This is a genomic window from Promicromonospora sp. NPDC052451 (genome assembly GCF_044547525.1).
Taxonomy (GTDB): domain Bacteria; phylum Actinomycetota; class Actinomycetes; order Actinomycetales; family Cellulomonadaceae; genus Promicromonospora.
In genome coordinates, this window is the sequence record NZ_JBIUAP010000007.1 from 324,266 (window position 1) to 349,163 (window position 24,898).

Here is a 24,898-nt window from a genome sequence, read left to right on the forward strand (position 1 = left end):
TTCTTAGCGCGGCGCTGTGCGGCGCCCCGCTGTGCGACGCAAAGCGGGGCGACCCGGCTCGCTACGGCTCGGCCCGACTCGCTACGGCTCGGCCCGGCCGGCTCGCCCCGCCCTGCCTCGCCCCGCTTCGCCTCGGCGCGACGCACCTGGACTCGGCGCGACGAGCCTCGACTCGACACGGCTAGGTGCAGCCAAGCCCGGCCAGCCGCTCCCGCGACCACCGCTCCGCCCGCACCCGCCCGCTAGAAGCCCGAGTAGTTCGGCGCCTCGACCGTCATCTGCACGTCGTGCGGGTGGCTCTCCTTGAGCGACGCCGACGTGATGCGCACGAACCGGCCGTTGGCCTGCAGCTCGGGCACCGTCCGCGCGCCGGTGTAGAACATCGTCTGGTGCAGACCGCCGATGAGCTGGTGCGCCACGGTGGCCAGCGGGCCCTTGTAGGCGACCTGGCCCTCGATGCCCTCGGGCACGATCTTGTCGTCGCTGGTGACCTCGGCCTGGAAGTACCGGTCCTTCGAGTACGACTTCTTGCCGCGCGACGACATGGCGCCCATCGAACCCATGCCGCGATAGGTCTTGAACTGCTTGCCGTTGACGAGCACCAGGTCACCCGGCGTCTCCTCGCAGCCCGCGAACAGCGAGCCGAGCATCACGCTGTCGGCGCCGGCCACGAGGGCCTTGCCGATCTCGCCGGAGTGCTTGAGGCCGCCGTCGGCGATCACGGGGACACCCGCGGGCTTGGCCGCGAGCGACGCCTCGTAGACCGCGGTGATCTGCGGGACGCCCACGCCGGTCACGACGCGGGTGGTGCAGATGGAGCCCGGCCCGACGCCGACCTTCACGGCGTCGGCCCCGGCGTCGACGAATGCCTGCGCGCCCTGGCGGGTGGCGACGTTGCCGCCGATCACCTGGACGTCCTTGGTGGCCGGGTCGGTCTTGAGGCGCTTGACCATGTCGATCAGCATGCGGACGTTGCCGTGCGCGGTGTCGGCCACGAGCACGTCCACGCCCGCCTCGATCAGGGCGGTGGCGCGCTGCCACGCGTCGCCGAAGTAGCCGATCGCGGCGCCGACCATCAGGCGGCCCTGGCCGTCCTTGGACGAGTCCGGGAACTGCTCCGACTTGACGAAGTCCTTGACGGTGATGAGCCCCGTGATGCGGCCGTCGGGGTCGATCAGCGGGAGCCGCTCCAGCTTGTGCTTGCGCAGCAGCAGCGTGGCGTCGTCCCGCGAGATGCCGGCCGGGCCCGTGATCAGCGGCTGCGGGGTCATCACCTCGTCCACCTTGGTGGTGGCCCACTCGGCGACGGGCGTGAAGCGCAGGTCACGGTTGGTGACCATGCCGATGAGCTTGTTGTCGGAGTCCACCACCGGGAAGCCGGAGATCCGGAACTGGCCCGCGAGGGTATCGAGCTCCTCGAGCGTGGCGTCCGGGCCGATGGTGACCGGGTTGGTGATGATGCCGGTCTGCGTCCGCTTCACGAGGTCGACCTGGTAGGCCTGGTCCTCGATGGAGAGGTTGCGGTGCAGCACCCCCAGGCCGCCCTGACGCGCCATGGCGATCGCCATGGCCGACTCGGTGACCGTGTCCATCGCCGCGGAGAGCAGCGGGATCTTGAGCGAGATCTCGCGCGTGAGGCGAGACGTCGTGTCGATGTCCGACGGCGCCAGGTCGGAGTAACCCGGCAGCAGCAGGACGTCGTCATAGGTGAGCCCGAGGAAACCGAACGGGTCGCCCGGCGAGGTCTGGTCCGTCATGCAGCAAGTCTACGGCGGGTGCGCCCGTGGAACCCGGCCGGGTGGTGATGGCCACCCGAGGCGTGCGTCACCTCGCCTTGATGACGGCGAGCACCTCGTGCAGCAGGCCGGTGAACGAGCGCACGCGCTGCACCGTGGGGCCGAACGGCAGGTCCGTCGCGGCGGCGTCCGCCCGCAGGCCCACGAAGATCGGCAGGTCGGGGTAGCTCTCGTTGACGGCGTGCACCACGTCGAGGTCCGGCTTGTTCTGCGTCGTGGCCAGCACGACCGCCGTCGGGCGGACCATCGTGACCAGCTCGACCGAGCGGTGCGTGCTGGCGGGGCCCGTGACGATGCGCGCCATCGAGCCCTGCGCGGCCAGCGCCGCGGCGAGCGCGTGCGCCGACAGCGGCACCACCTCGTCGGGGGCGGCGAACACCAGGACGATCTTGCGCATCCGGCTCGGGTGGTTGGCCGGCGGGCCGCCCGCCTCCACCATCGCGCGCTCGAACTCCTCCGTGTAGTTGCGCAGCGCCCGCAGGGCGGAGGTCGCGAGCACCACCTCCGGCATCTCACCGGGGCCGGCGAGCACCGTGCGCTCGGACAGCCGCAGCCACGCCGGTTCCACGAGGTCGGTCCACCACGTGGCGGGGTCGCCGTCCGGACCGAGCACGAGGAGGTTGTCGCAGGCGGTACGGCTGTAGGCCAGGGCCGCGTCGACCAGGGCGGACACCCGTCCGGAGGTCGGTGCCGGCGCAGTGGCCGACCGCGGGCCGAGCGCCGGCCCGCCGCCCGCCTGGCGGCCGGCGGGCTCCCCCGTCGCCCCGCCGGGCAGGGCCCGCAGCCGGGCGCGCCGCGGTTCCTGCGCCACGTCCTCCGACGACGCCGGACCGGCGCCGCCGTCGGGGTCGTCCTCCTCGTCCGGTGCTTCCACCGTGCCGACGAAGGTCTCCGCGAACTCGGGCTCGTCGCCGTCCTCGATGTCGTCGCCGGCGCCCTCGACCTGCACGGCGGGCAGCGCCGGGGCGGTCCGGGTGGCGACCTCCAGCTCGGCGTCGCCGGCCTCGACCGCGGCGCGCGCGGCGTCGACGGGCGCGACGCCCTCCAGCGTGAGCCGTCGCATCACCAGCAGCCGGGCGACGTCGTCCGGTGTGTAGCGACGGTGCGACCCCGCGGTGCGGCCCGACGGGCCGAGCCCGTAACGGCGGTCCCACGTGCGCAGGGTGGCGGGAGCGACCCCGAGGCGCCGGGCCACCGCCGCGACGGCCAGCCCGGGGCTGGATGTACGTGACCCGCCCGGGTTCTGGGCAGGCCGCGAAGAAGTCATGGACTCGATTCTGCCCACCCGGGCCCCTCCGCGCCACTGCGAAATCCGGCGTGCCGCCGATCTCGGTCGAATTCGGTTCACATCCGAACAAACCCGGTCAGCCGTGGCGCGGTTCCACCCGACTCGATTCGAACCACATGAAGAGGAATTGCCCCTTGAACAACTTCTGCACAACTTGTAGGTTGTTCGCCATGACGGAGATCTCGAGGCTTCCCGGTCCGGTGATGGAGCTGTGGGAATGGCAGTACCAGGGAGCGTGCCGCGACGCGGACGACACCCTGTTCTTCCACCCCGAGGGCGAGCGGGGTTCGACCCGGCGGCGCCGCGCGGAGGCGGCCAAGGCGATCTGCCGCTCCTGCCCCGTGATGATGCAGTGCCGCGAGCAGTCGCTCCGCGTGCGCGAGCCGTACGGCGTGTGGGGCGGCCTCAGCGAGGACGAGCGCTCCGCGATCCTCGCCGGCAAGTCCGTCTCGGCCTGACCAGGTTCCCGCACCAGTTCTCGCACCACCCCTGACCCACTCCTGACCTGGTCTCCGCCTGACCACAGACAGCTGTCCGGCGCGCACTGACGACGAAGCAGAGCACGACGCAACGACAGAGGGCCCCGCACCGATCCGGTGCGGGGCCCTCTGCTTCAAGCAGGGTGCGGGGCTGAGATCAGCCCACGACCACGGCGAGGATGTCACGGGCCGAGAGGACCAGGTAGTCCTCGCCCGCGTACTTGACCTCGGTGCCGCCGTACTTGGAGTAGATCACCTTGTCACCGACGGCGACGTCCAGCGGCACACGGTTGCCGTTGTCGTCGATGCGGCCCTGGCCCACGGCCAGAACCTCGCCCTCCTGGGGCTTCTCCTTCGCGGTGTCCGGGATGACCAGGCCGGAAGCGGTCGTGGTCTCGGCTTCGAGAGCCTTGACGACGATCCGGTCCTCGAGCGGCTTGATGGGGACCGACACGTCGGACCTCCTCTTTCGTGAGCGGATCGAGAGATCTGCATCGTGATGGACTTAAGGGGCTCGAACGTTCGACGGTCCGCCGTCGTCGCGGGTGCCGGCGGGCACGAACGTCTGGGTCCTCCGTCACGGGCCCGTGGACCGGGCTCCGCGGCGGCGAACAACCCCAAATCTAGGTCGGCGCTAGCACTCGGTCAAGGCGAGTGCCAATCGCGTGAGCCTGCTCACCCTCCGGGCCCCCGGCATGCGCCACGCATCCCGGAAACACGCCATCTCTCCGAAAAGGATTCGTCCGGTCCCTCGCCACGACCAGGACAAACGTGGAAAGATCTTCCCATGGATGCGGCGATTCTGAGCAAACTCCTCAGCCCCGACGGCTGGGCCCTGCTTGGCGCCTTGCCGCCCTACGACGAGCGGCAGGCGATGAAGACGGTGACGACCCTGCGCGCCCAGGGCGTGGCGCCCGACCTCGCGGCCGCGGTCGTCACCCAGTCCCGGCTGCGCGCCCGGGCACGGGCCAAGTTCGGCGACTTCGCGGACGGGATGCTCTTCACCGCGGACGGCCTGGAGCAGGCCACGCGGCTCCTCGTCGCCGCGCTGCACGCCCGACGGTACCTCGACGCCGGGCTCACCGCGCTCGCCGACCTGACCTGTGGCATCGGGGCGGACTCCCTCGCCTTCGCCGGGACTGGCCTGCGCGTGGTCGCGACCGACCTGGACGAGTGCACCGCGGCCATCGCCCGCTGGAACCTGCGCCACTTCCCCGAGGCGGACGTCCGGCACGCGGACGGGCTGGGCCTCGACCTGCGTGCGGAGGGCATCGAGGGCGTGTACGCCGACCCGGCGCGCCGGGTCGGCGGCCCGGGCGGGCGCAGCCGTCGCATCTTCGACCCCCGCGCCTACGAACCTCCGCTCGACGCGGTCTGGGCGCTGCGCGAGACCGTGCCTGCCGTCGGCGTGAAGGTCGGGCCGGGCATCGCGCACGAGGGACTGCCCCAGGACGCGGAGACGCAGTGGGTCTCCGTCGACGGCGACGTGGTCGAGGCGGGTCTCTGGTTCGGCCCGCTCGCGCCCGACGGCCCCGGCCGCTCGGCGCTCGTGCTGCGCACGTTCACGGACGACGACGGCAAGGAGCACACGCTCAGCCGCACCGTCCGGGGCGACGACGACGAGCCGGACGTCGGCGCCGTCGGTCAGTACCTCTACGAACCCGACGGCGCCGTGATCCGAGCGGGCCTGGTCGCCCGGGCCGCCGCCGAGCTCGGCGGGCGGCTCGTCGACCCCACCATCGCGTACGTCACCACCGACGACCCCGCCGACCTTCCGTCGGCCCGGCCCACGGAGCCGGCCGGGGCACCCGCACCGATCGCCACCGGGTACCGCGTGCTCGACACCATGCCGTTCGGTCTGAAGCGGCTCAAGTCGTACCTGCGGGACCGGAACGTCGGGCGGCTCACGATCAAGAAACGGGGCACCGCCGTGGTGCCCGAACAGCTTCGCAAGCAGCTCGTGCTCACCGGTACCGAGGAGGCGACGATCGTGCTCACGCGTGTGGCAGGCAACCAACAGGTGCTCGTCGTCGATCCCCTGGGAGCCGTATGAGCTCGCCGGCCCGGCTCGGCTTCGGCGAATCCCCGCGGTCCACCGTGGGCCTCGAGTGGGAGATCGGGCTCGTCGAGCCCGGCACCGCGGACCTGGCGCAGTCCGCGCCGCAGGTGCTGGAGGCGCTGGCCCGCGCCGGCGAGCCGCAGCCCGCCGGGACGGGGTTCGCCCCGCAGGTGACCGGGGAGTTCATGAGGAACACGGTCGAGCTGGTCAGCGGCGTCTGCCGCACCGTCGGGCAGGCGGGAGCCGACCTGGAGCACCTGCTCGGCCGTGTGCGGACCGTCACCGACTCCCTGGGCCTGGAGCTCATGGGCGGCGGCACCCACCCGTTCGCGCGGGCGGCCGACCAGCAGGTCGGGGACAAGGAACGGTACGCCCGGATCATGGACCGCACCGGGATCTGGGGCGCGCAGCTGATCATCTGGGGACTGCACGTGCACGTGGGCGTCGAGCACCGGGACAAGGCGCTGCCCCTCATGCGGGCGATGCTCACGTACTTCCCGCACCTGCAGGCGCTCTCGGCCGGGTCGCCCTACTGGGCGGGCCGGCACACCGGGTACGCCTCCAACCGGTCGCTGCTGTTCCAGCAGATCCCGAGCTCCGGCCTGCCGGTCGCGTTCGAGCGCTGGGAGGAGCTCGAGGCGTACGCGGGCGACCTGCAGCACGTCGGCGCGGTCGAGGGCTTCCACGAGGTCCACTGGGACGTCCGCCCGTCGCCCGGGCTCGGCACGCTCGAGGTGCGGGTCTGCGACGGTCCCACCAACCTCACCGAGGCGCTCCAGCTGGGCGCGCTCGTGCACTGCCTCGTGGAGCACCTGTCCACGCTGCTGGACCAGGGCCGCCCCCTGCCGGTGCTGCCCCCGTGGTTCGTCGCGGAGAACAAGTTCCGGTCCGCACGCTACGGGCTCGACGCCACGGTGATCCTGGACGCCGAGGGAGACCAGGGACCGGTCACGGACGCGATCGCCAAGCTCCTGGTCGAGCTGGAGCCGGTGGCACAGCGCCTCGGCTGCGCCACGGAGCTGGCCGGCGTGCGCGACATCCTGCGCACCGGTGCCTCCTACCAGCGTCAGCAGGCGGTGGCGGCCGCCCACGACGGCGATCTCACCGCCGTCGTGGGGGCCATGCTCCGGGAGATGCGGGCCGGCCGGCCGCTCACCGAGGTCAGATGACCTGGGCGGCGTCCTCGAAGGTCAGGCGCGGGGCGCGGGCGCGGGTGGTGTCGGCGCCCTCGGCCGCGCTGACGTTCACGACGAGGAAGCTCTTCCAGCCGCTGCCGGCGAAGAACTCGGCGTCGATCGCGTCGTAGTTCCCGTGCATCGGGCCGGCCGCCAGGCCGGCCGCACGCAGGCCCACGACCAGGTAGCCGGACTGGATCAGCGCGCTGGTGCGTGCCGCCTCCGCGCGGGAGTCGGCGTCGGCAGCGAACATCTCGCGCGCGCCGGGCATGTGCGGGACCAGCACGTCGAGCCGCTCGTGGAAGTCGGTGTCGTACGCCAGCACCAGGGTGACGGGGGCCTTGGCCACGCGCTCCTGGTTACCCTCCGGCATGCGCTCGACCAGGCGCTGCCGCGCCTCGGGCGTCCGGACGACGAGCATCCGCAGCGGGCTGGTGTTCATCATCGTCGGACCCCACTTGACGAGGTCGTACACCGCGGCGAGCTGCGCGTCCGTCACCTCGGTGTCCGCGAACGTCGTCACGGTGCGCGCGGTGCGGAACAGGCGGTCGGCGGTGGCGTCGTCGATGGCGAGGCCGGCGGCCTCAAGTGTCTCGGTCATGCGGACGACAACAATGATGCCCAGGGCGATAGTTCCGACTTCAACTATGAGCCGCGACACAGAGCGGGCACCACACCAGCCGATCCGCGGTGACCAACTAGGCTGGAGCCCATGGCAGATCCCCTGGTCCTCGGCATCGAGACCTCCTGCGACGAGACCGGCGTCGCGCTGGTCCGCGGAAACGAGCTGCTGGTCGACGTCGTCGCCAGCTCGATGGAGGAGCACGCGCGCTACGGCGGCATCATCCCCGAGGTCGCCAGCCGGGCCCACCTCGAAGCCATGATCCCCACGATCCAGAAGGCGCTGGGCGACGCCGACGTCGACCTGTCCGAGGTGGACGCGGTCGCCGTGACCGCCGGACCGGGCCTCGTCGGGCCGCTCACCATCGGCGCGTCGGCCGCCAAGGCCCTGTCGATCGGCCTGAACAAGCCGCTGTACGGCGTCAACCACGTGATCGGGCACGCCTGCGTGGACCAGCTCGTGGACGGGCCGCTGCCCGAGCGTGCCATGGCGCTCGTGGTCAGCGGCGGCCACAGCTCGCTGCTGCTGGTGGACGACATCGCCACGAACGTGACCGAGCTCGGCTCCACGCTCGACGACGCCGCCGGTGAGGCCTTCGACAAGGTCGGCCGCCTGCTCGGCCTGCCCTACCCGGGCGGCCCGCACATCGACCGCCTGGCCCGTGAGGGCGATCCCACCGCCATCCGCTTCCCCCGTGGTCTCACGGCCGCGAAGGACCAGGCCAAGCACGCCTACGACTTCTCGTTCTCGGGACTCAAGACGGCAGTCGCCCGCTGGGTCGAGGCCCGCACCGACGCCGGTCAGGAGATCCCGGTGCACGACGTCGCGGCGTCGTTCGCCGAGGCCGTGGCCGACGTGCTGACCGCCAAGACCATCGCCGCCTGCCACCGGCACGGTGTCGACACGCTCGTGATCGGCGGCGGGTTCTCCGCCAACAGCCAGCTCCGGGAGATGGCGGCCAAGCGCTGCGCCGAGGCGGGCATCGACCTGCGCATCCCGCCGATCCGCTACTGCACGGACAACGGCGCCATGATCGCGGCGCTGGGCTCCGCCGTCGTGCGTGCCGGGGTGGCGCCGAGCGACCTGGACATCCCGGTCGACTCGTCGATGCCGCTCACGACGATCACCGTCTAGGATCCCCGTCCGGGGCGGCCCGCCGGAGGCTCTACGCTGCCTCCCGTGTCCGTCAGAACGCTGGAGAAGCTGGAGCCCGTCCCCGTCATCGAGACGGCGCGCCGGCTGTGCGAGCGCATCGGCGCGCGGTTCCCCGACCGCGGCATCCACCGGGTGGCGCAGGAGCTCGCCGCCCTGACCGAACAGGTGGCCGACGCCTCCGCCGGTTCCCGCCGGCGCAGCCGCCTCGTCCGGGCCGGGTCCCGCGGCACGATCGTCGTCGTGGTGCTGGTGGCGCTGGTCGCGTTCGGCTTCGCGGTGGAGTCCGCGTTCACGGAGGCACCCGACAACGGCCTGGACTGGCTCCCCCTCATCGAGAGCGCCGTGAACGACATCGTGTTCGTCGCGATCGCCGTCGTCGTGCTGCACTCGCTCCCCGAGCGGGTCCAGCGCACGGACCTCCTGGCCAAGCTGCACCGGCTGCGCTCCCTGGCGCACATCATCGACATGCACCAGCTCACCAAGGAGCCCGAGAGCCTCCGGGACGCGTTCGCGGGCGGCCGTGAGGACTCCGACGCGGACCTCACGCCCGAGCAGGTCGAGTACTACCTGGAGTACTGCACCGAGCTGCTGTCCATCGTGAGCAAGGCAGCGGCGCTGTGCGCCGAGGAGTCGCAGGACGACGTCGTGCTCAACACCGTGTCGACCATCGAGACGCTCACCATGGGCATGTCGCGCAAGGTGTGGCAGAAGATCTTCGTGCTCGGCGAGGAGCGCTCGGCCACCTGACGCCCGACGGCGCCCGGCCTCACGCCCCGGTGGCCACCTCGCGCGCCGGGTCGTTCGACCACTGCGACCACGAGCCCGGGTACAGCGCGGCGTCCACACCAGCCACGGCGAGCGCCGCGACCTCGTGCGCCGCCGTCACGCCCGACCCGCAGTACACGCCCACGGCGGGTCCGGCGACGACGCCGTCCGTCGCACCGTCGGTGTCCCCGTCCCCGACGGTGCCCGTCGACGCCGGGACGCCCAGCGCCCCGAACCGCCGCCGCAGGTCGGCGGTCGACAGGAACCGCCCGTCGGCACGCAGGTTCTCGGTGGTCGGCGCGCTGACCGCACCCGGGACGTGCCCGGCCCGCGGGTCCACGGGCTCCACCTCGCCCCGGTACCGCTCGCCCGCGCGCGCGTCCAGGAGCAGGCCGTCGCCATCGGCCAGGGCGGCTGCCTCGTCCGCGTCCAGCACCGGCATCCCTCCGGGCCGCACCACGACGTCGCCCGGCTCGGGGGTCACGTCACCCGGTTCGAGGGCGAGGCCCTGCCCGGTCCACGCCGCGAGCCCGCCGTCGAGGATGCGCACGTCCGGGACGCCGAAGTACCGCAGCAGCCACCAGGCCCGGGCCGCCGACGTGCCGCCGACGGAGTCGTAGACGACGACGCGCGTGCCCGCCGAGACACCCCACCGGCGTGCGGCCTGCTGGAACGCGGACACCGACGGGAGCGGGTGCCGGCCCTCGGCGGGCGACCCGTGGGCGGCCAGCTCGGTCTCCAGGTCCACGTACACCGCGCCCGGGACGTGCCCGGCGCGGTACTGGTCGTGCCCGTCGGTCATGCCGAGCGCCCAGCGCACGTCGAGGAGGACGGGCCGTCCCTCGACGGGGTCCGCGCCCGCACCGACCTGGAGGTCGGCCGCGAGCGTGGCGGCGTCGACCAGGACTCGTTCCCTCACGCCGCGTCCCCCGCCTGGTCGTGCGGGCCGTCGGTGCGGTGGTCGACCGGGGCGTCCACCGGTGCGGACCCGGCGGCCGACAGGTCGAGGCGCATCGTGTACGCGTCCTTGTCCTCGGGCTGGTAGTAGCGCTTGCGGACGCCGAGGATCTCGAACCCGAAGCTGCGGTACATCTCGATGGCCGCCGCGTTGTCGACCCGCACCTCTAGCAGGACCGCGCCGGCCTTCAGCCGCCGGGACCGCTCGATGAGCGCTGTCATGAGCTGGCGGCCCACGCCGTGCCGCTGCACCGCCGGGTCCACGCCGATGGTCATGATCTGGGTGACGTCGCCGTCGAACCAGAGACCGGCGTAGCCGACCACGGGCTGGTCGCCGGCACGGTCGAGGCGCTCGGGCTCCGCCACGATGTACCAGCGGCCGAGCCCGGCGAGCTCGTCGGCGAGCATCCCGTAGGTCCAGGCACCCCGGCCGAAGAGCTGCCGTTCCAGCTCCAGCACGCGGTCGAAGTCGGTGTTGCGCAGCGGCCGCAGCCGCACCTCGGTGATCACGCGGCACCTCCCTGGGTGGCCTGCCCGAGCGCGGGCGCCGTGCGGCCGGTCGGCTCGTGCACGTCCGGGCGGCGCAGGTAGAGGGGTTCCGACGGCTGCTCCTCGCCCGCGGCCCGCCGCACGAGTGCCAGCCGGGCCAGCACGGTCGCGTCGGGCGTCAGGGGCGCGTCGTCCGCCACCGGCAGGAACTCGGGGTAGAGCATGGCGCCCTCGCCGACCACCACGGGCGGCTCGGACTGCTCGCCGTCCGACGGGGCGAGCTGGGCCTGCGCCACGAACCCGGCCCGGTCGACGTCGGGACCCGCGAGCCGCTCCACCACCGGGACGCCGTGCGGTCCCTCGTGCGCGATCACCCGGTAGCGGGCCCAGTAGACCTCCTTGCGCCGCGCGTCGGACGTCGCGAGGACCTCGGTGCCCGGCCGCAGGCCCAGGTCGCTGACCGCCTGCACGGCCAGCGCGTCGAGGCTGGGCACCCCCAGCACGGGAATGCCGAGGGTGAGCGCGAGCGTCCGGGCGGTCACCAGGCCGACCCGCAGGCCCGTGTAGGGCGCGGGTCCCGTGCCCGCGACGACGGCGGTCAGGTCGGCGCGCTCGATCCCCGCGTCCGCCAGGACCTCGGTGATCAGGGGCGCGAGCGACTCGGCGTGCCGGCGGCGCTCGTCCGAGGCACGGGACGCGAGGCGCGTGCCGTCCTCGTCGACGAGCGAGACGGCGACGGCAGCGGAGGTATCGAGAGCGAGAACGGCCACGTCACCAGGGTATTACGCCGACCGGCCGGCACCGCGGCGGCCGGGCCGGTCCGCGCCGGACCGGCCGGCGGCCCGCACGGCGTCCGGCGGCGCGGGTCGCCGGTCACCTGACGGGATACCGATCACGCGTGCAGCGACCGCAGGTCCACGCCTGCCCAGCGCGGGCCGACCGCCCGCAGGGTCGCCGTCCGCACACCGGCCTCCGGGTCCTCGTCCGTGCCGGGCGACGCCGCACCGCGCGGGCGTTCCAGGTCGATCTCCAGCCGGTCCTCCGCGAGCGCCTCCGCCAGGCCGCGACCCCACTCGACGACGGTCACGGACTCGTCGAGCGACGAGTCGAGGTCGAGCGCGTCGAGCTCACCGAGCCCGCCGAGCCGGTAGGCGTCCACGTGCACGAGCCCGGGCCCGCGCGTGCCGTCCGCGCGCGGCAGCGGCGGATGCTCCCGGGCCACGATGAACGTGGGCGAGGCCACCTGGCCCCGCACGTTCAGCGCGGCCCCGATGCCCTGGGTGAGGGTCGTCTTCCCGGCGCCGAGGTCGCCCGTGAGGATCACGAGGTCACCCGCGCGCAGCAGCCCGGCGAGGGCCGTGCCGAGCGCGCGGGTGGTGGCGGCGTCGGGCAGCTCCAGCGTGACCGCCTCCGACGTCGTGGTGCTGCCCGGTTCACTCACCGGTGGTCTCCTTTCCTGCGGTTCCCGCGTACACGCGGGGGACGCGCGCCCCGAGGCGCGTGACGATCTCGTAGCTGATGGTGCCGGCGGCCTGCGCCCAGTCCTCGGCGTTGGGTGCGCCCGCGCGGGTGAGGCCGTCCGACGCCCCGAACAGGGTGACGACGTCGCCGGCCTGCTCGGGCGCGTAGGGGCCGAGGTCGAGCACGATCTGGTCCATGCACACCCGGCCCGCGACGCGCAGCACCCGCACGGTACCGAGGCCGGCGTCGGGCGCGGCGACGTCGTCCACGCCGCCGCCCACCAGCACCGGGCCGCCCGGGCCGAGCGAGCCACCCGACGCGTGGCGCGGTATGCCGTCACCGTACCCGAGCGGGATCACGCCGAGCACCGTGTCCTGCGTGGTGGTGTAGAAGTGGCCGTAGGAGACGCCGTGGCCCGCGGGGACGCGTTTCACGGTCGCGAGCCGCGCCTCCAGCGTCATCGCCGGACGCAGGCCGTAGTCGCCCGGCGAGCCCAGGTGCGGTACGGGCGAGAGCCCGTAGACGGCGATCCCGGGGCGCACCAGGTCGTAGTGCGACGCGGGGTTGGTGAGCGTCGCGGCGGAGTTGGCGATGTGCCGTACCTCCAGCGGCATCCCGGCCGCCTCGACGGCACGGACCGCGTCGTCGAACGCGTTGGCCTGCTGCTTGACCGACGGGTCGTCGGGTTCGTCCGCGAGCGCGAAGTGCGACATGACGCCCACCACGGTGAGCGCGCCCTCGGCCTGCAGCGCGGCGGCCCGGTCGAGCACGTCGGGCAGGTCGCCGGGCATGATGCCGTTGCGGCCCAGGCCCGTGTCCACCTTGAGGTGCACGCGGGCGCTCCGGCCGGCGGCGCGGGCGCCGTCGGCCACCTCGTCGAGGGCCCACGCGGCGGCGACGGCGACGTCGACGTCGTGACGCACCAGGTCGGCGAAGGGGGCGCCCGGGGCGTAGAGCCAGGTCAGCACCCGGGGGCCGGGACCGACGGCGGCACGGGCCGCGAGCGCCTCGCGGCTCTGCGCCGCACCCAGCCAGGTCGCACCGCCCGCGACCGCCGCGCGGGCGGCGGCGGGGAGCCCGTGCCCGTATGCGTCGGCCTTGACGACGGCCATGACCTGCGCGGCCGAGGCGGTCGCCCGCAGGGCGCGCACGTTGTCGCGGATCGCGTCCAGGTCGACGACCGCGCGGGCGGGGTAGGTGGGGGTGGTGCTCATCCCGACGATTCTCGCACCTGTCAGATCCCCCTGTCCGTGTCAGGCTCTCAGGTCGCCCGGGTGACCTGGTCGTCCGACGGGTGTGGCACGTTCCGGCCCGTCGGCGGAGTCCGCCCGGTCCATCCGGTCAGGGTCCTGCGGGACTCGAAGCGACGGACCCGGCCGGTCAGCGGGTCGGTGAGCTCCAGGGACCGGGCGAGGAGCTGCAGGGGCCGGTCGAAGTCGTCGGGGTCGGTGGCGCGCAGCTCGGGCCAGAACGGGTCGTGCAGGATGGGCAGGCCGAGCGACGCCATGTGCAGCCGGAGCTGGTGGGTCTTGCCGGTGTGGGGTTCGAGGCGGTAGAGACCCAGGCCACGAGCCTCGTCGGCCGCGACGAGGGTCACCACGGACTCGGCGTTGGGCTCGCCGGGGACCTCCTCGGCACGGGTGACACCGCGCCGCTTGACGATGCGGCTGCGCACGGTGCGGGGCCGGCCGGGAGCCACGTCGCCGCCGGCCGGGAGCGGGGCGACCGCCTCGTAGACCTTGTGCACCGCACGGCGGGCGAACGCCTCCTGGTAGGCGCCGCGCACCTCGGGCCGCACGGTGAGGACGAGCACGCCCGCCGTACCGCGGTCGAGCCGGTGGGCGGGCGACAGCTCGGGCAGGTCGAGCGCGGTCCGGAGCCGGACCAGGACGGTCTCGCGCACCCAGCGCCCGCGCGGCATGGTGGCGAGGAAGTGGGGCTTGTCGACGACCAGCAGGTCGTCGTCGCGGTGGAGCACCTCGGGTTCGAACGGGATCGGCGTCTCGTGGGCCGGCGGGTCGCGGTACAGGTAGAGAAATCCCCGCGGCTCGTACGGTGTGGTGGGCCCGACCGGTTCCCCGTGGCCCGTGACGACCTCGCCCAGGGCGACCTTCTCGCGCAGGCGGTCCGCGTCGTCGGCGAAGCGGTCCAGGAGGTAGTCGAGCGCGTACGGGAAGCGGACGACCGTCGCGGTGTCGTGCGGCAGCACGATCCGCGTGGGGTTCAGCCCGTCGCGCACGGGCAGCGGCGGGCGGTGCCGGGCCGGGCCGGGGGTGCGGGTCACCCGGTCACGGTAACCCCGGTGGGCGGCCGGGTGTGCCGGGAGGGTTCCGCGGGCCGCGCGACGGGGGGAGGATGAGCGGGTGACCCTCTACGACATCCCGTTCCGCACGATGGACGGTACCGAGATCTCTCTGGCAGACCACCGGGACGACGTCGTGCTGGTGGTGAACGTGGCCTCGCGGTGCGGCCTGGCACCGCAGTACGAGACCCTCGAGAAGCTGCAGAAGACGTACCAGGACCGTGGCTTCACCGTGCTCGGCTTCCCCAGCAACCAGTTCCTGCAGGAGCTGAGCTCCAACGAGAAGATCGCCGAGTTCTGCTCCATGACCTACGGCGTCACGTTCCCCGTGCTCGACAAGATCCGGCTGAACGGGCGCAACGCGCACCCGCTCTACGTCGAGCTGAAGAAGACCGAGGACGCGACCGGGCACTCGGGCAAGATCCGCTGGAACTTCGAGAAGTTCCTCGTCCTGCCCGGTGGGGACGTGCGCCGGTACGCGCCGAGGACCCTGCCGGACGACCCGGCGATCATCAGCGAGATCGAGGCGCACCTGCCGCGCTGAGGCCCGGGGCCGTCGCCCCGGCGACGGCCCTCGTGCCCCGGCGGGCTGCGTGCTCAGCCGTCGCCCCGTGCGAGCGTGAGCCGCAGCGCGACGGGCGCCACGTCGGACGCGTCGCCGAGCCAGCCGACCCACACCCTGGTCAGGCCCAGCCCCTGGCCCGGGTCGGCCTCCTGGGCGGCCAGCCGGTACCTGCGCACGAGCTGTTCTGACGTGCGCTGGCTGACCGTGAGAACGTCGATGACCAGCACGTCGACCCGGTCCAGGCCGAACGCGAGCCAGTCCTGACTCACCCTGAGCGAGAGCGTGTCGAGCGCCGACAGGCGGGACATCACCGCGCTGAATGCTGTCTCTGTCATGCAGCCTTGACGCTCGAGGCGGCCACAGGTCACAGCACTTCGCGAGAATGTTGCACATCACTTTTCGCCCGCTCCGCGCACCCCCGTGCCACGGGGCACGCGTGCCCCTACGCTGAGAGGCATGGACCCCGACCGCTTCCGGCAGGCCACGCCCGAGGACGCCCGCGCGCTCCTCGACGTCGAGCGTGCCGCCGGGATCGCGGCACTGGGCCACATCTTCCCGCCGGGCATGTACCCGTTCCCGGCCGACGAGGTGCTGGCCACGTGGAACGCCGCGCTCACCGAGCCGGGCGTCCGCGTGCTCGTCCTGGACGACGACGCCGACCCGGGCCGGCTGGCCTGCTTCGTCGCCCACGACAGCCGGCTGCTGCGGCACCTGGCCGTGCACCCGTCCCGCTGGGGCACCGGCCTGGCCCGGGCCGCCATGGACGCGGCCGTCGCCCAGATGCAGGACCCCCGGCTCTGGTGCCTCGCCGACAACGACCAGGCCATCGGGTTCTACGAGCACCTCGGCTGGCGCCGCACGGGCCGCACGCAGGCCGCGGAGTACCCGCCGTTCCCCGACGAGGTCGAGATGGTGCTGCCGCGGGACTGACGTCCCGGCTACAGCTCGACAGCTACAGCTCGACCAGCCCGGCCCGGTACCCGAGCACCACGGCCTGGGTCCGGTCACGCGCCCCCAGCTTCGCGAGCACGGACGCCACGTGCGTCCGCACCGTCTCGACGCCGACCACCAGCGCCGCCGCGATCTCCGCGTTGGTCATGCCCTCGGCCACCAGCGCGAGCACCTCGCGCTCGCGCGGCGTCAGTGCGGGCGCCCCCGCCGTGGCACGCGGACGGGTCCGCACCAGGTCCCGCAGCGCCCGCGGGTACAGCAGGCTCTGCCCGACGGCGACCGTCCGGACCGCCTGCACCATCTCGTCGGCGCCCGCCCGCTTGAGCAGGAAGCCAGACGCCCCGGCGGTCAGCGCGTCGAGCACGTAGCCGTCGTGCTCGAACGTCGTCACCACGAGGACCCGAGGCGGCTCGGGCAGCCGCAGCACCAGCTCGGTCGCCCGCAGGCCGTCCACGCCCGGCATCCGCACGTCCATGCAGACGACGTCGGGCCGCAGCGCGCGCGTCAGCTCGACCGCCCGGGCACCGTCGCCGGCCTCCCCGACCACCTCCAGGTCGGGTTCGGCGTCCAGGATGAGGCGCAGGCCGCTGCGGACGAGGGGCTCGTCGTCGGCGACCAGCACCCGCACGGGGGTGTCAGGCATCGGGGTCCCTCCTCGTGGCGGCGTCGGGCACGGCGGACGGGGTGGACACGGCCGGCTCGGCCGGGCCCAGGGCGCCGGTGTCGAGGTGCGGTGCCGGGCGGGCACCGGCCGGCGACGAGGTCCAGGGCAGCGTCGCGCGCAGCACCCAGCGGTCGCCGTCGGGCCCCGCCGTGACCGTGCCCCCGAAGAGCGCCGCACGTTCCCGCACGCCGGCCAGCCCCCGGCCGCCGGACCGCCGGCGGCCCCGGCCCGTGGCGAGCGGGTTCGCCACCTCGATCAGCACGTGGTCTCCGGCCCACCGCACGTCCAGCACCACCGGGCCCGGCGCGCCGTGCCGGTGTGCGTTGGTGAGCGCCTCGGTGACGATGCGCTGGACCGTCCGGCCGAGCAGCCCCGGCAGGTCCGGGGGCAGATCGACCCGGTCGCGGACGTCGAGGCCCGCCCGCCGGTGCGCCGCCACCACGTCACCCAGGGCGGGCAGGGGCGGGTCGTCCCCGGCGTCGTCGCGCAGCACCGCCAGGAGGTGGTCGAGCTCGGCGACGGCGGTCCGGGCGGTCTCCTCGATCGCCGCGAGCGCCTGAGCCGCGGCGGCCGGGTCCTGCGCGACCACCCGCCGCCCGGCGGCCGCCTGGACACCGACGACGGTCAGTGCGTGACCGATGCCGTCGTGCAGCTCGCGGGCCAGGCGGATGTGCTCCGCCTCGCGACGGGCGCGGGCCAGCGCCGTCTCCATCCGGTCGTGCGGCGTGGGGCCGAGCACCCGGGCGGCGAGCGCGGCCGCGGCGGCACCCAGGGGCCACGTCGCCACCACCGCGAGCAGCCCGACGACGACGCACGCCGCCACCCGTGCGACCGCCTCGCCCGGCCCCGCCGGCGGCGGGATCTGTGAGCCCATGGAGCTTCCCGTCGCCGCCTCGGCACCGATCAGCACCGCACCGGGGACCAGGGCGAACAGCCCGAACGCCACCACCAGGCCGGTGACCAGGTGCAGCAGCACCCAGCCCGCGGTCCGGGCCCGGTGCGCGAGGCGCGGCTGGGCCGGGACCACCAGATCCTCGTCCACGTCGAGCAGGGCGCGGGCCGCCGTCACCTCCAGCTCCCGCGCGCCCGGGACCAGGCCGAGGGCGACGGCCGCCGCCACGGCGACGACCACCACCACCCCTCCGGGCGTGCCCCCGGCCGCGATGTTCAGCAGTCCGTACACGAGCAGCACCAGCGCCAGCCCGATCGCGGCGCCCAGCATGTGCCAGGCGAACCGCCGGGCGAGGTACCGCACGAGGCCTCGTGCGGAGTGCCGCGTCGTCGCCATGCCGTCATCCTCTCCGGTCACGGGGGCCGCCCGCCAGGCCGGCAACCCCGGCGGGCTCGACGGTGCCTGCCAGCGCGGGGCCCTCTGCCGGCGCGGCCGGACGCTCGGCCCGCAGCCGGTGCGCCACGTACCCCCAGACCGCGAGCGCCAGCGCGGGGCCCCAGTACCAGCAGGGGAAGACGACGGCCCCCACGATCGCCTCGGCCGGGCTCTGGCTGCCGAACAGCACGAGCATGGGCACCACCGAGAAGATCAGCGTCACGGCGATCAGCCCGCCGGGCACGGCGGCCGCGGCGATCGGGACGCGCCGCCCGGCGAGGCCGGGCATCCACCGAGGGAACACCTCGCCCCAGGGGCGGATCAGCCCGAGGGTGAGGACGACGCCGAGCCAGGCGCCGCTGGAGAGCGTCAGCCCCCAGATCCGGGTGGACAGGTCCATGTCGAAGCCGAGCTGCGGCCACGGCGTCAGCCAGGTGAGGCGCACGAGCGCGTACGGCAGCGGTCCGGTGGCGGCCACGACGGTGACGACCGTGCGGTGCCGGACCACCCAGTCGGTGGCCCGCTCGGCCACGGGCGTGCCCGCCAGCGCCTGCACGCCGACGGCCGCCCAGAGGGTCCCCGTGACGAGCACCAGCAGCGACAGGAGCAGCCCGGTGCGGTTCTCGACGAGCCCGGCCCCGAGCATGCGGACGATCCCGGCCAGGGCGTCGCGGGCCACGACGCCGCCCACGAGCAGCAGGGCCAGGCCCGGCAGACCCACGGTCCACCGTGCCACGCGGTACCGCCGCACCACCTGGACGAGCAGGACCACGACGGCGGCGGGCATCGCCATGGCGACGAGGTAGCCCATGGTGGACAGCGGCCCGGTGCCCTGCAGCACCAGGCCGAACGCGACGAGCTGGAGCCCCGCGGCGGCGGCACGACCGCGCGGCCCCACGGCTCCGGCGAGCGCCGCGATGCCGGCGGCCACTCCGGTGAGCGCGGTGCCGACGTGCACGGCGGTCGCCACGTCGGGCCCCGCGAGCTGGGCGAGGAGCGCGGATCCCGGCACGGTGTAGGCGCTCGGCCAGAGCCCGAGCACCCAGGACAGGCCGAGCAGCGCGGTGGCGCCGGCGGCGATGGTGGCGCCGACGAGCGTGGCGCGGGCGAGGCGTGACATGACGTTCCCTCCGGTCGGTCGTACGGTGTGCCTCCACCGTCGCGTCGCCGGGGCGTGCGGCCCCTCCCCCGGCCGGGGGATATCGGCTGGTGGGCGGGGGATCCCGGCCGTTAGCGTCGAGGCCATGAAGTTCGGGACGTTCGAGGACCAGCTCGCCGAGGGAGCCGCCGTCCCCACCGACGGCTGGGACTTCTCCTGGTTCGCGGGCCGCGCCACCGAGCAGCGGCCCGGGTGGGGCTACGTGCGCCTGTGCGGCGAGCGCCTGGGGTCCGCCCGCGCGGCGCTGGACGTCGACACGGGCGGCGGTGAGGTCTACGCCGAGGCGCTGGGGCTGGCGGCGCACGTGCCCGCCGTCGTCCGGGCCACGGAAGGCTGGGCGCCCAACCACCGGCTCGCCTCGGCCGCGCTGGAACCCTTCGGGGGCGTGGTGGTGCCGGTGGACGGGGACGCGCCCCTCCCGTTCGAGGACGGCACCTTCGACCTGGTCACGGGCCGCCACCCGGTGTCCTTCCCGTACTCCGAGGCCGCGCGCGTGCTGGCGCCGGGCGGCACGCTCCTGGTCCAGGAGGTGGGTGCGGGGTCCAACCGCGAGCTGTACGAGTACCTCCTGGGACCACAGGAGAACCGGGACGCCGAGTACCTCGACGCGCTGCGGGAGCGGGTGGCCGGCGTCGGCCTGGACCTGGTGCAGCTCCGGGACGCGCTGACCCGGGTCGAGTTCTTCGACCTGGCCGCCGTGGTCCACTTCCTGCGCAAGGTCCTGTGGACGGTGCCCGGGTTCACCGTGGACGCCTACCGCGACCGCCTCCGCGACCTGTACGACCACATCGCGGAGCACGGCTCGTTCGTCTGCCACAGCCGCCGCACCCTGGTGGAGGCGACGAGGAAGGCAGACAAGAAGGTCTGACCCGGCCTCAACGCAGCGGGGACGGCTTCCCGTTGACGTCCTCGCGGGCGGGCGGCAGGTCGACGCGCTGCGCCGTCAGGTCACGCGGCGTGAGGGTGAAGCCCTGCCAGTGCATCTCCATGGGGCTCTGGTCCTCGTCGCGCGCCACGTGGTGGAAGCCGACGGCGACCCAGGTGACGACGTCGGACAGCTCCGCCTCGTCCTGGGCGAAGTCGAGCACCCCCGACCCGCACGCGCCGTCCTTGTTGGCCGTGGCGAAGAGCTGGCAGTCGTCCGCCTCGGTGAACGCGATGGTGTAGCCGTCGTCGCCCGTGCCGCCGTCCTCGTGGTGGTGGTCCTGCGTGAGCTGGAACGGCGTGGTCGCCCCCAGGTCCACCTGGTACGAGATGGGGTGGCCGTCGTCGTTGAGCACCTGGGGGTTGACGACGCGCCACCAGCGCCGGTCGGCGGCCCGGGCGGTGCCCTCGTGCGGGATCCGGGTCATCCTGCCCTCCACGAGCGGCGCGCGCGGGCCCTCCTCGCCGGTCGGCGCCGCGTCGTACTGCTCGACCACCTGCCCGCCCCGCCCGCCGAGCGCCCAGTGCACGCGCCAGACCGCGTTGTGCGAGTGGCTGGTGGCATAGTCCGTGTCCCCCGGCCCGACGGGCCAGCCGTGGGCGGGGTCGTCCCCGTAGTCCTCGGGCGAGAGGTCACCCGTGGCGCCGAGGTCGGACCGGATGGTGCCGTCGCTCCCGAACGTGTACTGGCTGACGTACTCGTACCAGCCGACCTTCGAGATGGTCGCGAGCCGCAGCTCGCTGCGGCGGGCCACCTCGGTGCCCGCGCCGTCGCTGCTCCGGTAGGCGATGCCGCCGTCCACCTCTTCCCGGCAGAGCACGGGGCGCCGGTCACCCCCGCCGCCCACGGAGCCGTCGCCGATCTTCGGCACGTACGTCTCCAGGCGGTCACCCAGGCACTCGGTCTCCGTCAGGGACATCATGTGGCTGCCGCCGAAGCCCTGGGTGGTGATGTCCTCGGTGTTGCGCAGCCCGGTGTCGTACGGCACCTCGAGCTGGCCGATGGACAGCTCGGCGAGCACCTGCACGGGCCGGCGGCCGACGGGCGCGAAGTGCACGTCCTCCAGCACCAGCCCGCGGCTGGCGTCGACCCGCCAGCACATGGTCCACGTGGAACCGCCCGCCAGCTCCTGTGCGACCGGGTCGTTCTCGGCGCAGTCCACGTCCGCGGCGCCGGCGACCGCCGAGTCCTCCCCCCGCGGCGCCGGTGCCGCGGGTATCGCACGCTCGACGATCAGGACGGCGGTCACGACGAGTGCGACGATGGCCGCGGCCGCGACGACCGCGGGCAGCATCTTGCGCCTCGGCGAGAGCTCCGGCACGTCTCTCCCCCTTCAGTCTGCGGGGCCGTACGGGCCCCTGCCCCCTACGACGGGACCGGCCCGGTGCGACGAGGTCGCACCGGGCCGGCCTTGCTGCGTCAGGCTCCCCGGGTCAAGGACTCAGGGCGCCCGACGGGATCACGCGGAACGCGAGTCGTCAGAGAACCGGCCCATCGCCGTGGCGAAGGCCTGGCTGATCTCACGACGGCGCTTGATCATCACGGCACCCGCACCGAGCAGCAGCACGGTGGCGGCGATGAGAGCCGTCACGTTCGCACCGGTGCTGGCGAGCGGACCGTCGGAGCCGGCACCCGCACCGTCGCCGTCGCCGTCACCGGCGCCGCCGCTCGCGGACAGGTCGACCACGTCGAACGTCGCCATGGCCGAGTCACCCTCGACCGTGCTGACGGCGATGCCCTGGTGGCGGCCCGTGTCGAGCCGCTCGTCGACCGTGAAGGTCCACTCGACGTTGCCCTCGGCGTCGGCCTCCTGGGGCTCCAGCGCGAACGACGTCGAGTTGATCATGCCGACGACCTCTTCGCCCGGGTTGAAGCCCGAGGCGTAGAAGGTCTGCTCGTCACCCTGCTCGACAGCGGCCTTCTCGAAGCGCGCGGTCAGGTCGCGACCGTCGCCACCACCGAGGCTCTCGGAGACGACGATCGGCGTCTGCGCGCCCTCGCTGCCGTCCTCGGGCTGGGCGTCGACGATGATGACGCCGGGCTCGGTGCCCTCGGGAACCGTGATCGGCGTGGTGAAGCCGCAGTCCTCGTCGACCAGCACGGTGACGGGCTCGCCGATCTTGTTGCCCTCGGTGTCGAAGAGCTGCACAACCACGTTCACACCGGCCGGGAAGCCCGTCCCGGTGATCATGACCTCGTCGCCCGCGGCGACCACGGTCGGGTCGGCCGTGATGGCCGGGTCGGTGCACTCACCCGGGTTGTTGGTGCCCGGGTCGAGGATCTCGATGGGCGCCTCGGCGCCGCCGCTGCCGTCCTCGGGCTCGGCCTCGACCACGTGGTCGCCGGGCTCGGCGTCCTCGGGGATCGTCAGGTCGGTGATGAAGCCGCAGGCCTCGTCCGGGGTGACCGTGACCGCGTCGCCGACCGGGTTGCCGTCGGCGTCACGCAGCTGCACCGTGACCGGCACGCCGGCCGGGAAGCCCTGACCCACGACGGTGACGGTGTCACCCGGGTAGGCGGAGCTGGGCTCGACCGTCAGGGTCGGGTCCATGGCGCAGATGTCCGAACCGGCGACGACCGCCAGCGGGGCCTCGGCGGCCTCGCCCGTGGTGTCGTCGGTGCCGACGACGGTGTAGTCACCAAGCTCGGCGTCGGCCGGGACCGTCACCGGGGTGGTGAACCCACCGTCGGCGTCGGTGTCGACCGTGATCGGGTCGCCCACGGGGTTGCCCTCGGGGTCGGTGAGCTGGACGGTGGCGGTCGAGTCGGGCGTGTAGCCCTCACCGGTCGCCACGGTCGACTGGCCCGGGGCCACCGAGTCCGGGTTCACGGTCAGCGACGGGTCGATCTCGCCGGAGCCGCCGTCGTCGCCGCCGATGCGCACGGCCGCGTTGCCCAGGTTGATGCGAGCAACCTCGTTCTCCGGGAGGAGCGCGATGCTCAGGGCCGACAGCTCGAACGACGTCTCCACCGCCGCCGTCGCCGACGTCGGGGTCACGCCGTCGGTCACCTGGCGGTTGATCTGGATCGAGAGGACCTTGGCCAGCACCTCGAAGACCGGCGAGAGCAGCTCGCGGATCGGCGCGGTGATGGAGTCCGTCTTGAGGTCGTTGATGAGCAGCTCGAAGATGTTGTCACCCTCGTCGCTGATCAGCAGGTCGTACACCGGGGCCAGGATCGGCGCGAGCGCCGGGCCGAGCGTGTTGATGGTGTTGACCAGGACCGTGGCGACCGGCGCCAGGGTGCCCGTGCTGTTGTTGACGGCCTCGGGGAAGTTCCCGTTCACGGCGTCGGCCAGCGGCAGCGACCACGACACGTCGAGGGTACCCAGCGGGCCCTCCTCGAAGAACGCGATGTTGACGGTCACCGAGTTGAGCGAGTCCTCGATCGCACCGATGAGGATGCGGGTGACTTCCTGCATCAGCTCGTGCACGGTCTCCGCGATCAGCGGGTAGGTCGTGTCGTCGATGAGCTCGTAGTTCGCGGGCAGCTCGTTGATGCCGCCCTCGGTCTCGTCAGGGTTGTCCACCAGCTTGTCCAGGTGGATCTCCAGCTGACCCGTCGACAGGTCGATGGTGATGAGCTGGTTGGCCGAGGTGATCGGCTCGCCCACGACGGACTGGAACAGGTTCTCCTGCATGTTGCTGTCGACCGTGATCGACGGCGTCGGGACGCCCGGGACCGCGTCGAACAGGCCGGTGAGGGCGCTGTCGTCGAGGTTCTCGTTGATGAGCTTCTCGACGGTCGTGTCGATGGAGCCGCCGATGTCGTAGATCGACGAGGCAGCGTCCTCGATGACCGGGGAGTGCAGGAACAGGTCCAGGTCCGCGACGCGGTACTGGCCGGGGCCACCCACGCCGTCCTGGTCCAGGATCTCGCCGTTCTCGGCCTTGACCTCGGCCGCGCCGGCGCCCGCCTCGAGCAGGAGCTGGTCGACGATCTGGTCGGTGAGGCCGTCGACGCCCAGCAGGCGCGCGACGGACAGGACGTCCACGGACGCCTTGCCGAAGTCCTCGGTGGCGCCGTCGAGCGTCACGCCACCGTCGGCACCGGCCAGGCCGGACACCGCGTACGCGTCGAGCGGGGACGAGGCCTCGCTCTTGCTGGCCAGCGCACCGAGCTGACCGAAGTCCAGGATCTGGTCGAGGGGGACCTCGACGTCACCGAGCGTCACGAGCTGCGAGCCGAGCAGCTCGACGTTGAGGTTGCCCTCGTTCGGACCGGGGTTCGACTCCGAGCCCGCGTCCGAGTAGGCCGCTGCGAGCAGGGCCTCCTGGAAGAGCGTCGAGTCGAGCACGCTCGCGGCGGCCTCGGACGGCTCCTCCGGGTAGTTGTCCACCGCGACCGCCGGGAGTCCAGTGGCCGTGACCACGACTGCCGATGCCGCGGCCGTCGCCAGGGACCGGCGCCACGTGACGCTTCCCCTCCGGCGCCGGGACGGTACTTGCGTTCGGTTCAAAAGAACTCACTCCTCCATAATCACGCTTCAAGAAAAGCGTCCGGATCGGTACGTGATCACGTCCGGATCGGTCGGGGCGGTGGCACATGCACACCGATGCCCGGGCATCAGCGAACAGTGGTTCCCAGGGACCTGCCAGGCAGAGCGGTAATCGTGCGCTGACGCAACAGAACGCACATCCGCGTGCGTTCGAGACATACCGAGCCATGACAAAGGCATTGACCAGCAGGGCAGCGGAAAGATGCGAAAGTAGTCCGAATTGCCGGGTGAAATATCAACCCGCCCGCGGGTGAAAAATCT

Annotated in this window: 24 protein-coding genes; 8 read left to right on the forward strand and 16 right to left on the reverse strand. The window is 73.2% G+C overall.

The annotated features are described in order from the left end of the window. Window positions 1–242 precede the first annotated feature (242 nt). Window positions 243–1,757, reverse strand: coding sequence for an IMP dehydrogenase (gene guaB, locus ACIG47_RS15060; protein ID WP_397410354.1), 1,515 nt, complete (start codon window positions 1,755–1,757; stop codon window positions 243–245). A 67-nt stretch (window positions 1,758–1,824) separates the two neighbouring features. Then, a complete protein-coding gene (locus ACIG47_RS15065; RefSeq protein ID WP_397431741.1) occupies window positions 1,825–3,063 on the reverse strand; it encodes a MerR family transcriptional regulator in 1,239 nt (412 codons plus the stop codon). A gap of 191 nt (window positions 3,064–3,254) precedes the next feature. On the opposite strand from ACIG47_RS15065, the gene ACIG47_RS15070 reads away from it, so the two are divergent. Then, window positions 3,255–3,542 carry a WhiB family transcriptional regulator gene (locus tag ACIG47_RS15070; RefSeq protein WP_020016179.1) on the forward strand — a complete coding sequence of 96 codons (288 nt, stop codon included), beginning with the start codon at window positions 3,255–3,257 and terminating at the stop codon, window positions 3,540–3,542. A 178-nt stretch (window positions 3,543–3,720) separates the two neighbouring features. Here ACIG47_RS15070 and groES read toward each other — a convergent pair whose 3' ends face one another. Next, window positions 3,721–4,017 carry a co-chaperone GroES gene (gene groES / locus ACIG47_RS15075; protein ID WP_397431743.1) on the reverse strand — a complete coding sequence of 99 codons (297 nt, stop codon included), beginning with the start codon at window positions 4,015–4,017 and terminating at the stop codon, window positions 3,721–3,723. Window positions 4,018–4,350: 333 nt separating this feature from the next. Here groES and ACIG47_RS15080 point away from each other — a divergent pair, with 333 nt between their 5' ends. Both ACIG47_RS15080 and ACIG47_RS15085 read left to right on the forward strand, forming a co-directional pair. Next, window positions 4,351–5,616, forward strand: coding sequence for an SAM-dependent methyltransferase (locus ACIG47_RS15080; RefSeq protein WP_397431745.1), 1,266 nt, complete (start codon window positions 4,351–4,353; stop codon window positions 5,614–5,616). Then, window positions 5,613–6,791 (forward strand): glutamate--cysteine ligase, encoded by a 1,179-nt coding sequence (locus ACIG47_RS15085; protein WP_397431746.1) that lies wholly within the window; start codon window positions 5,613–5,615, stop codon window positions 6,789–6,791. Before ACIG47_RS15080 ends, ACIG47_RS15085 begins: the two co-directional genes overlap by 4 nt. Here the strand turns inward: ACIG47_RS15085 and ACIG47_RS15090 are convergent. Then, window positions 6,784–7,398: a malonic semialdehyde reductase gene (locus tag ACIG47_RS15090; protein WP_397410346.1), complete on the reverse strand. Its 615-nt coding sequence runs from the start codon at window positions 7,396–7,398 to the stop codon at window positions 6,784–6,786. The genes ACIG47_RS15085 and ACIG47_RS15090 overlap by 8 nt on opposite strands. 111 nt (window positions 7,399–7,509) lie before the next feature. On the opposite strand from ACIG47_RS15090, the gene tsaD reads away from it, so the two are divergent. After that, a complete protein-coding gene (tsaD, locus tag ACIG47_RS15095; RefSeq protein ID WP_397410344.1) occupies window positions 7,510–8,553 on the forward strand; it encodes a tRNA (adenosine(37)-N6)-threonylcarbamoyltransferase complex transferase subunit TsaD in 1,044 nt (347 codons plus the stop codon). Window positions 8,554–8,598: 45 nt separating this feature from the next. Next, the gene (locus ACIG47_RS15100; RefSeq protein WP_397431748.1) at window positions 8,599–9,321 is read left to right on the forward strand and encodes a hypothetical protein; all 723 of its coding nucleotides are present in this window, start codon (window positions 8,599–8,601) and stop codon (window positions 9,319–9,321) included. A 19-nt stretch (window positions 9,322–9,340) separates the two neighbouring features. Here the strand turns inward: ACIG47_RS15100 and ACIG47_RS15105 are convergent, their stop codons facing one another. The 6 genes from ACIG47_RS15105 to ACIG47_RS15130 all read right to left on the reverse strand — a co-directional run bounded on the left by ACIG47_RS15105 (window position 9,341) and on the right by ACIG47_RS15130 (window position 14,530). Further along, the gene (locus ACIG47_RS15105; protein ID WP_397431749.1) at window positions 9,341–10,258 is read right to left on the reverse strand and encodes a sulfurtransferase; all 918 of its coding nucleotides are present in this window, start codon (window positions 10,256–10,258) and stop codon (window positions 9,341–9,343) included. After that, complete coding sequence (gene rimI, locus ACIG47_RS15110; RefSeq protein WP_397431750.1) at window positions 10,255–10,806, reverse strand: ribosomal protein S18-alanine N-acetyltransferase; 552 nt, start codon at window positions 10,804–10,806, stop codon at window positions 10,255–10,257. Before rimI ends, ACIG47_RS15105 begins: the two co-directional genes overlap by 4 nt. Beyond that, window positions 10,803–11,555, reverse strand: coding sequence for a tRNA (adenosine(37)-N6)-threonylcarbamoyltransferase complex dimerization subunit type 1 TsaB (gene tsaB, locus ACIG47_RS15115; protein WP_397410337.1), 753 nt, complete (start codon window positions 11,553–11,555; stop codon window positions 10,803–10,805). The genes rimI and tsaB overlap by 4 nt, the downstream gene beginning before the upstream one ends. A gap of 122 nt (window positions 11,556–11,677) precedes the next feature. Then, window positions 11,678–12,226, reverse strand: coding sequence for a tRNA (adenosine(37)-N6)-threonylcarbamoyltransferase complex ATPase subunit type 1 TsaE (gene tsaE / locus ACIG47_RS15120; RefSeq protein WP_397410335.1), 549 nt, complete (start codon window positions 12,224–12,226; stop codon window positions 11,678–11,680). After that, on the reverse strand, window positions 12,219–13,460 hold the full coding sequence (gene alr, locus ACIG47_RS15125; RefSeq protein ID WP_397410333.1) for an alanine racemase: 1,242 nt from the start codon (window positions 13,458–13,460) through the stop codon (window positions 12,219–12,221). The genes tsaE and alr overlap by 8 nt, the downstream gene beginning before the upstream one ends. Before the next feature lie 47 nt (window positions 13,461–13,507). Next, window positions 13,508–14,530: a pseudouridine synthase gene (locus ACIG47_RS15130; protein WP_397431752.1), complete on the reverse strand. Its 1,023-nt coding sequence runs from the start codon at window positions 14,528–14,530 to the stop codon at window positions 13,508–13,510. A gap of 79 nt (window positions 14,531–14,609) precedes the next feature. On the opposite strand from ACIG47_RS15130, the gene ACIG47_RS15135 reads away from it, so the two are divergent. Next, on the forward strand, window positions 14,610–15,092 hold the full coding sequence (locus tag ACIG47_RS15135) for a glutathione peroxidase (RefSeq protein ID WP_397410329.1): 483 nt from the start codon (window positions 14,610–14,612) through the stop codon (window positions 15,090–15,092). Window positions 15,093–15,145: 53 nt separating this feature from the next. Here the strand turns inward: ACIG47_RS15135 and ACIG47_RS15140 are convergent, their stop codons facing one another. Beyond that, window positions 15,146–15,448 carry a hypothetical protein gene (locus ACIG47_RS15140; RefSeq protein ID WP_397431753.1) on the reverse strand — a complete coding sequence of 101 codons (303 nt, stop codon included), beginning with the start codon at window positions 15,446–15,448 and terminating at the stop codon, window positions 15,146–15,148. 121 nt (window positions 15,449–15,569) lie between these two features. On the opposite strand from ACIG47_RS15140, the gene ACIG47_RS15145 reads away from it, so the two are divergent. Continuing rightward, the gene (locus tag ACIG47_RS15145; RefSeq protein WP_397431755.1) at window positions 15,570–16,043 is read left to right on the forward strand and encodes a GNAT family N-acetyltransferase; all 474 of its coding nucleotides are present in this window, start codon (window positions 15,570–15,572) and stop codon (window positions 16,041–16,043) included. A 22-nt stretch (window positions 16,044–16,065) separates the two neighbouring features. On the opposite strand, the gene ACIG47_RS15150 is transcribed toward ACIG47_RS15145, so the two are convergent. The 3 genes from ACIG47_RS15150 to ACIG47_RS15160 are packed head-to-tail and all read right to left on the reverse strand — an operon-like array spanning window position 16,066 to window position 19,175. Further along, window positions 16,066–16,707 carry a response regulator gene (locus tag ACIG47_RS15150; protein ID WP_397431757.1) on the reverse strand — a complete coding sequence of 214 codons (642 nt, stop codon included), beginning with the start codon at window positions 16,705–16,707 and terminating at the stop codon, window positions 16,066–16,068. Then, window positions 16,700–18,016: a sensor histidine kinase gene (locus ACIG47_RS15155; protein WP_397431758.1), complete on the reverse strand. Its 1,317-nt coding sequence runs from the start codon at window positions 18,014–18,016 to the stop codon at window positions 16,700–16,702. The genes ACIG47_RS15150 and ACIG47_RS15155 overlap by 8 nt, the downstream gene beginning before the upstream one ends. Before the next feature lie 4 nt (window positions 18,017–18,020). Continuing rightward, the gene (locus ACIG47_RS15160; protein WP_397431759.1) at window positions 18,021–19,175 is read right to left on the reverse strand and encodes a hypothetical protein; all 1,155 of its coding nucleotides are present in this window, start codon (window positions 19,173–19,175) and stop codon (window positions 18,021–18,023) included. A 124-nt stretch (window positions 19,176–19,299) separates the two neighbouring features. Between ACIG47_RS15160 and ACIG47_RS15165 the strand changes: the two genes are divergently transcribed. Beyond that, window positions 19,300–20,082 carry a class I SAM-dependent methyltransferase gene (locus ACIG47_RS15165; RefSeq protein ID WP_397431761.1) on the forward strand — a complete coding sequence of 261 codons (783 nt, stop codon included), beginning with the start codon at window positions 19,300–19,302 and terminating at the stop codon, window positions 20,080–20,082. A 7-nt stretch (window positions 20,083–20,089) separates the two neighbouring features. Here ACIG47_RS15165 and ACIG47_RS15170 read toward each other — a convergent pair whose 3' ends face one another. Both ACIG47_RS15170 and ACIG47_RS15175 read right to left on the reverse strand, forming a co-directional pair. Next, window positions 20,090–21,460: a copper amine oxidase gene (locus ACIG47_RS15170; RefSeq protein WP_397431763.1), complete on the reverse strand. Its 1,371-nt coding sequence runs from the start codon at window positions 21,458–21,460 to the stop codon at window positions 20,090–20,092. 138 nt (window positions 21,461–21,598) lie between these two features. After that, window positions 21,599–24,511: a choice-of-anchor G family protein gene (locus tag ACIG47_RS15175; RefSeq protein ID WP_397431764.1), complete on the reverse strand. Its 2,913-nt coding sequence runs from the start codon at window positions 24,509–24,511 to the stop codon at window positions 21,599–21,601. Window positions 24,512–24,898 lie beyond the last annotated feature (387 nt).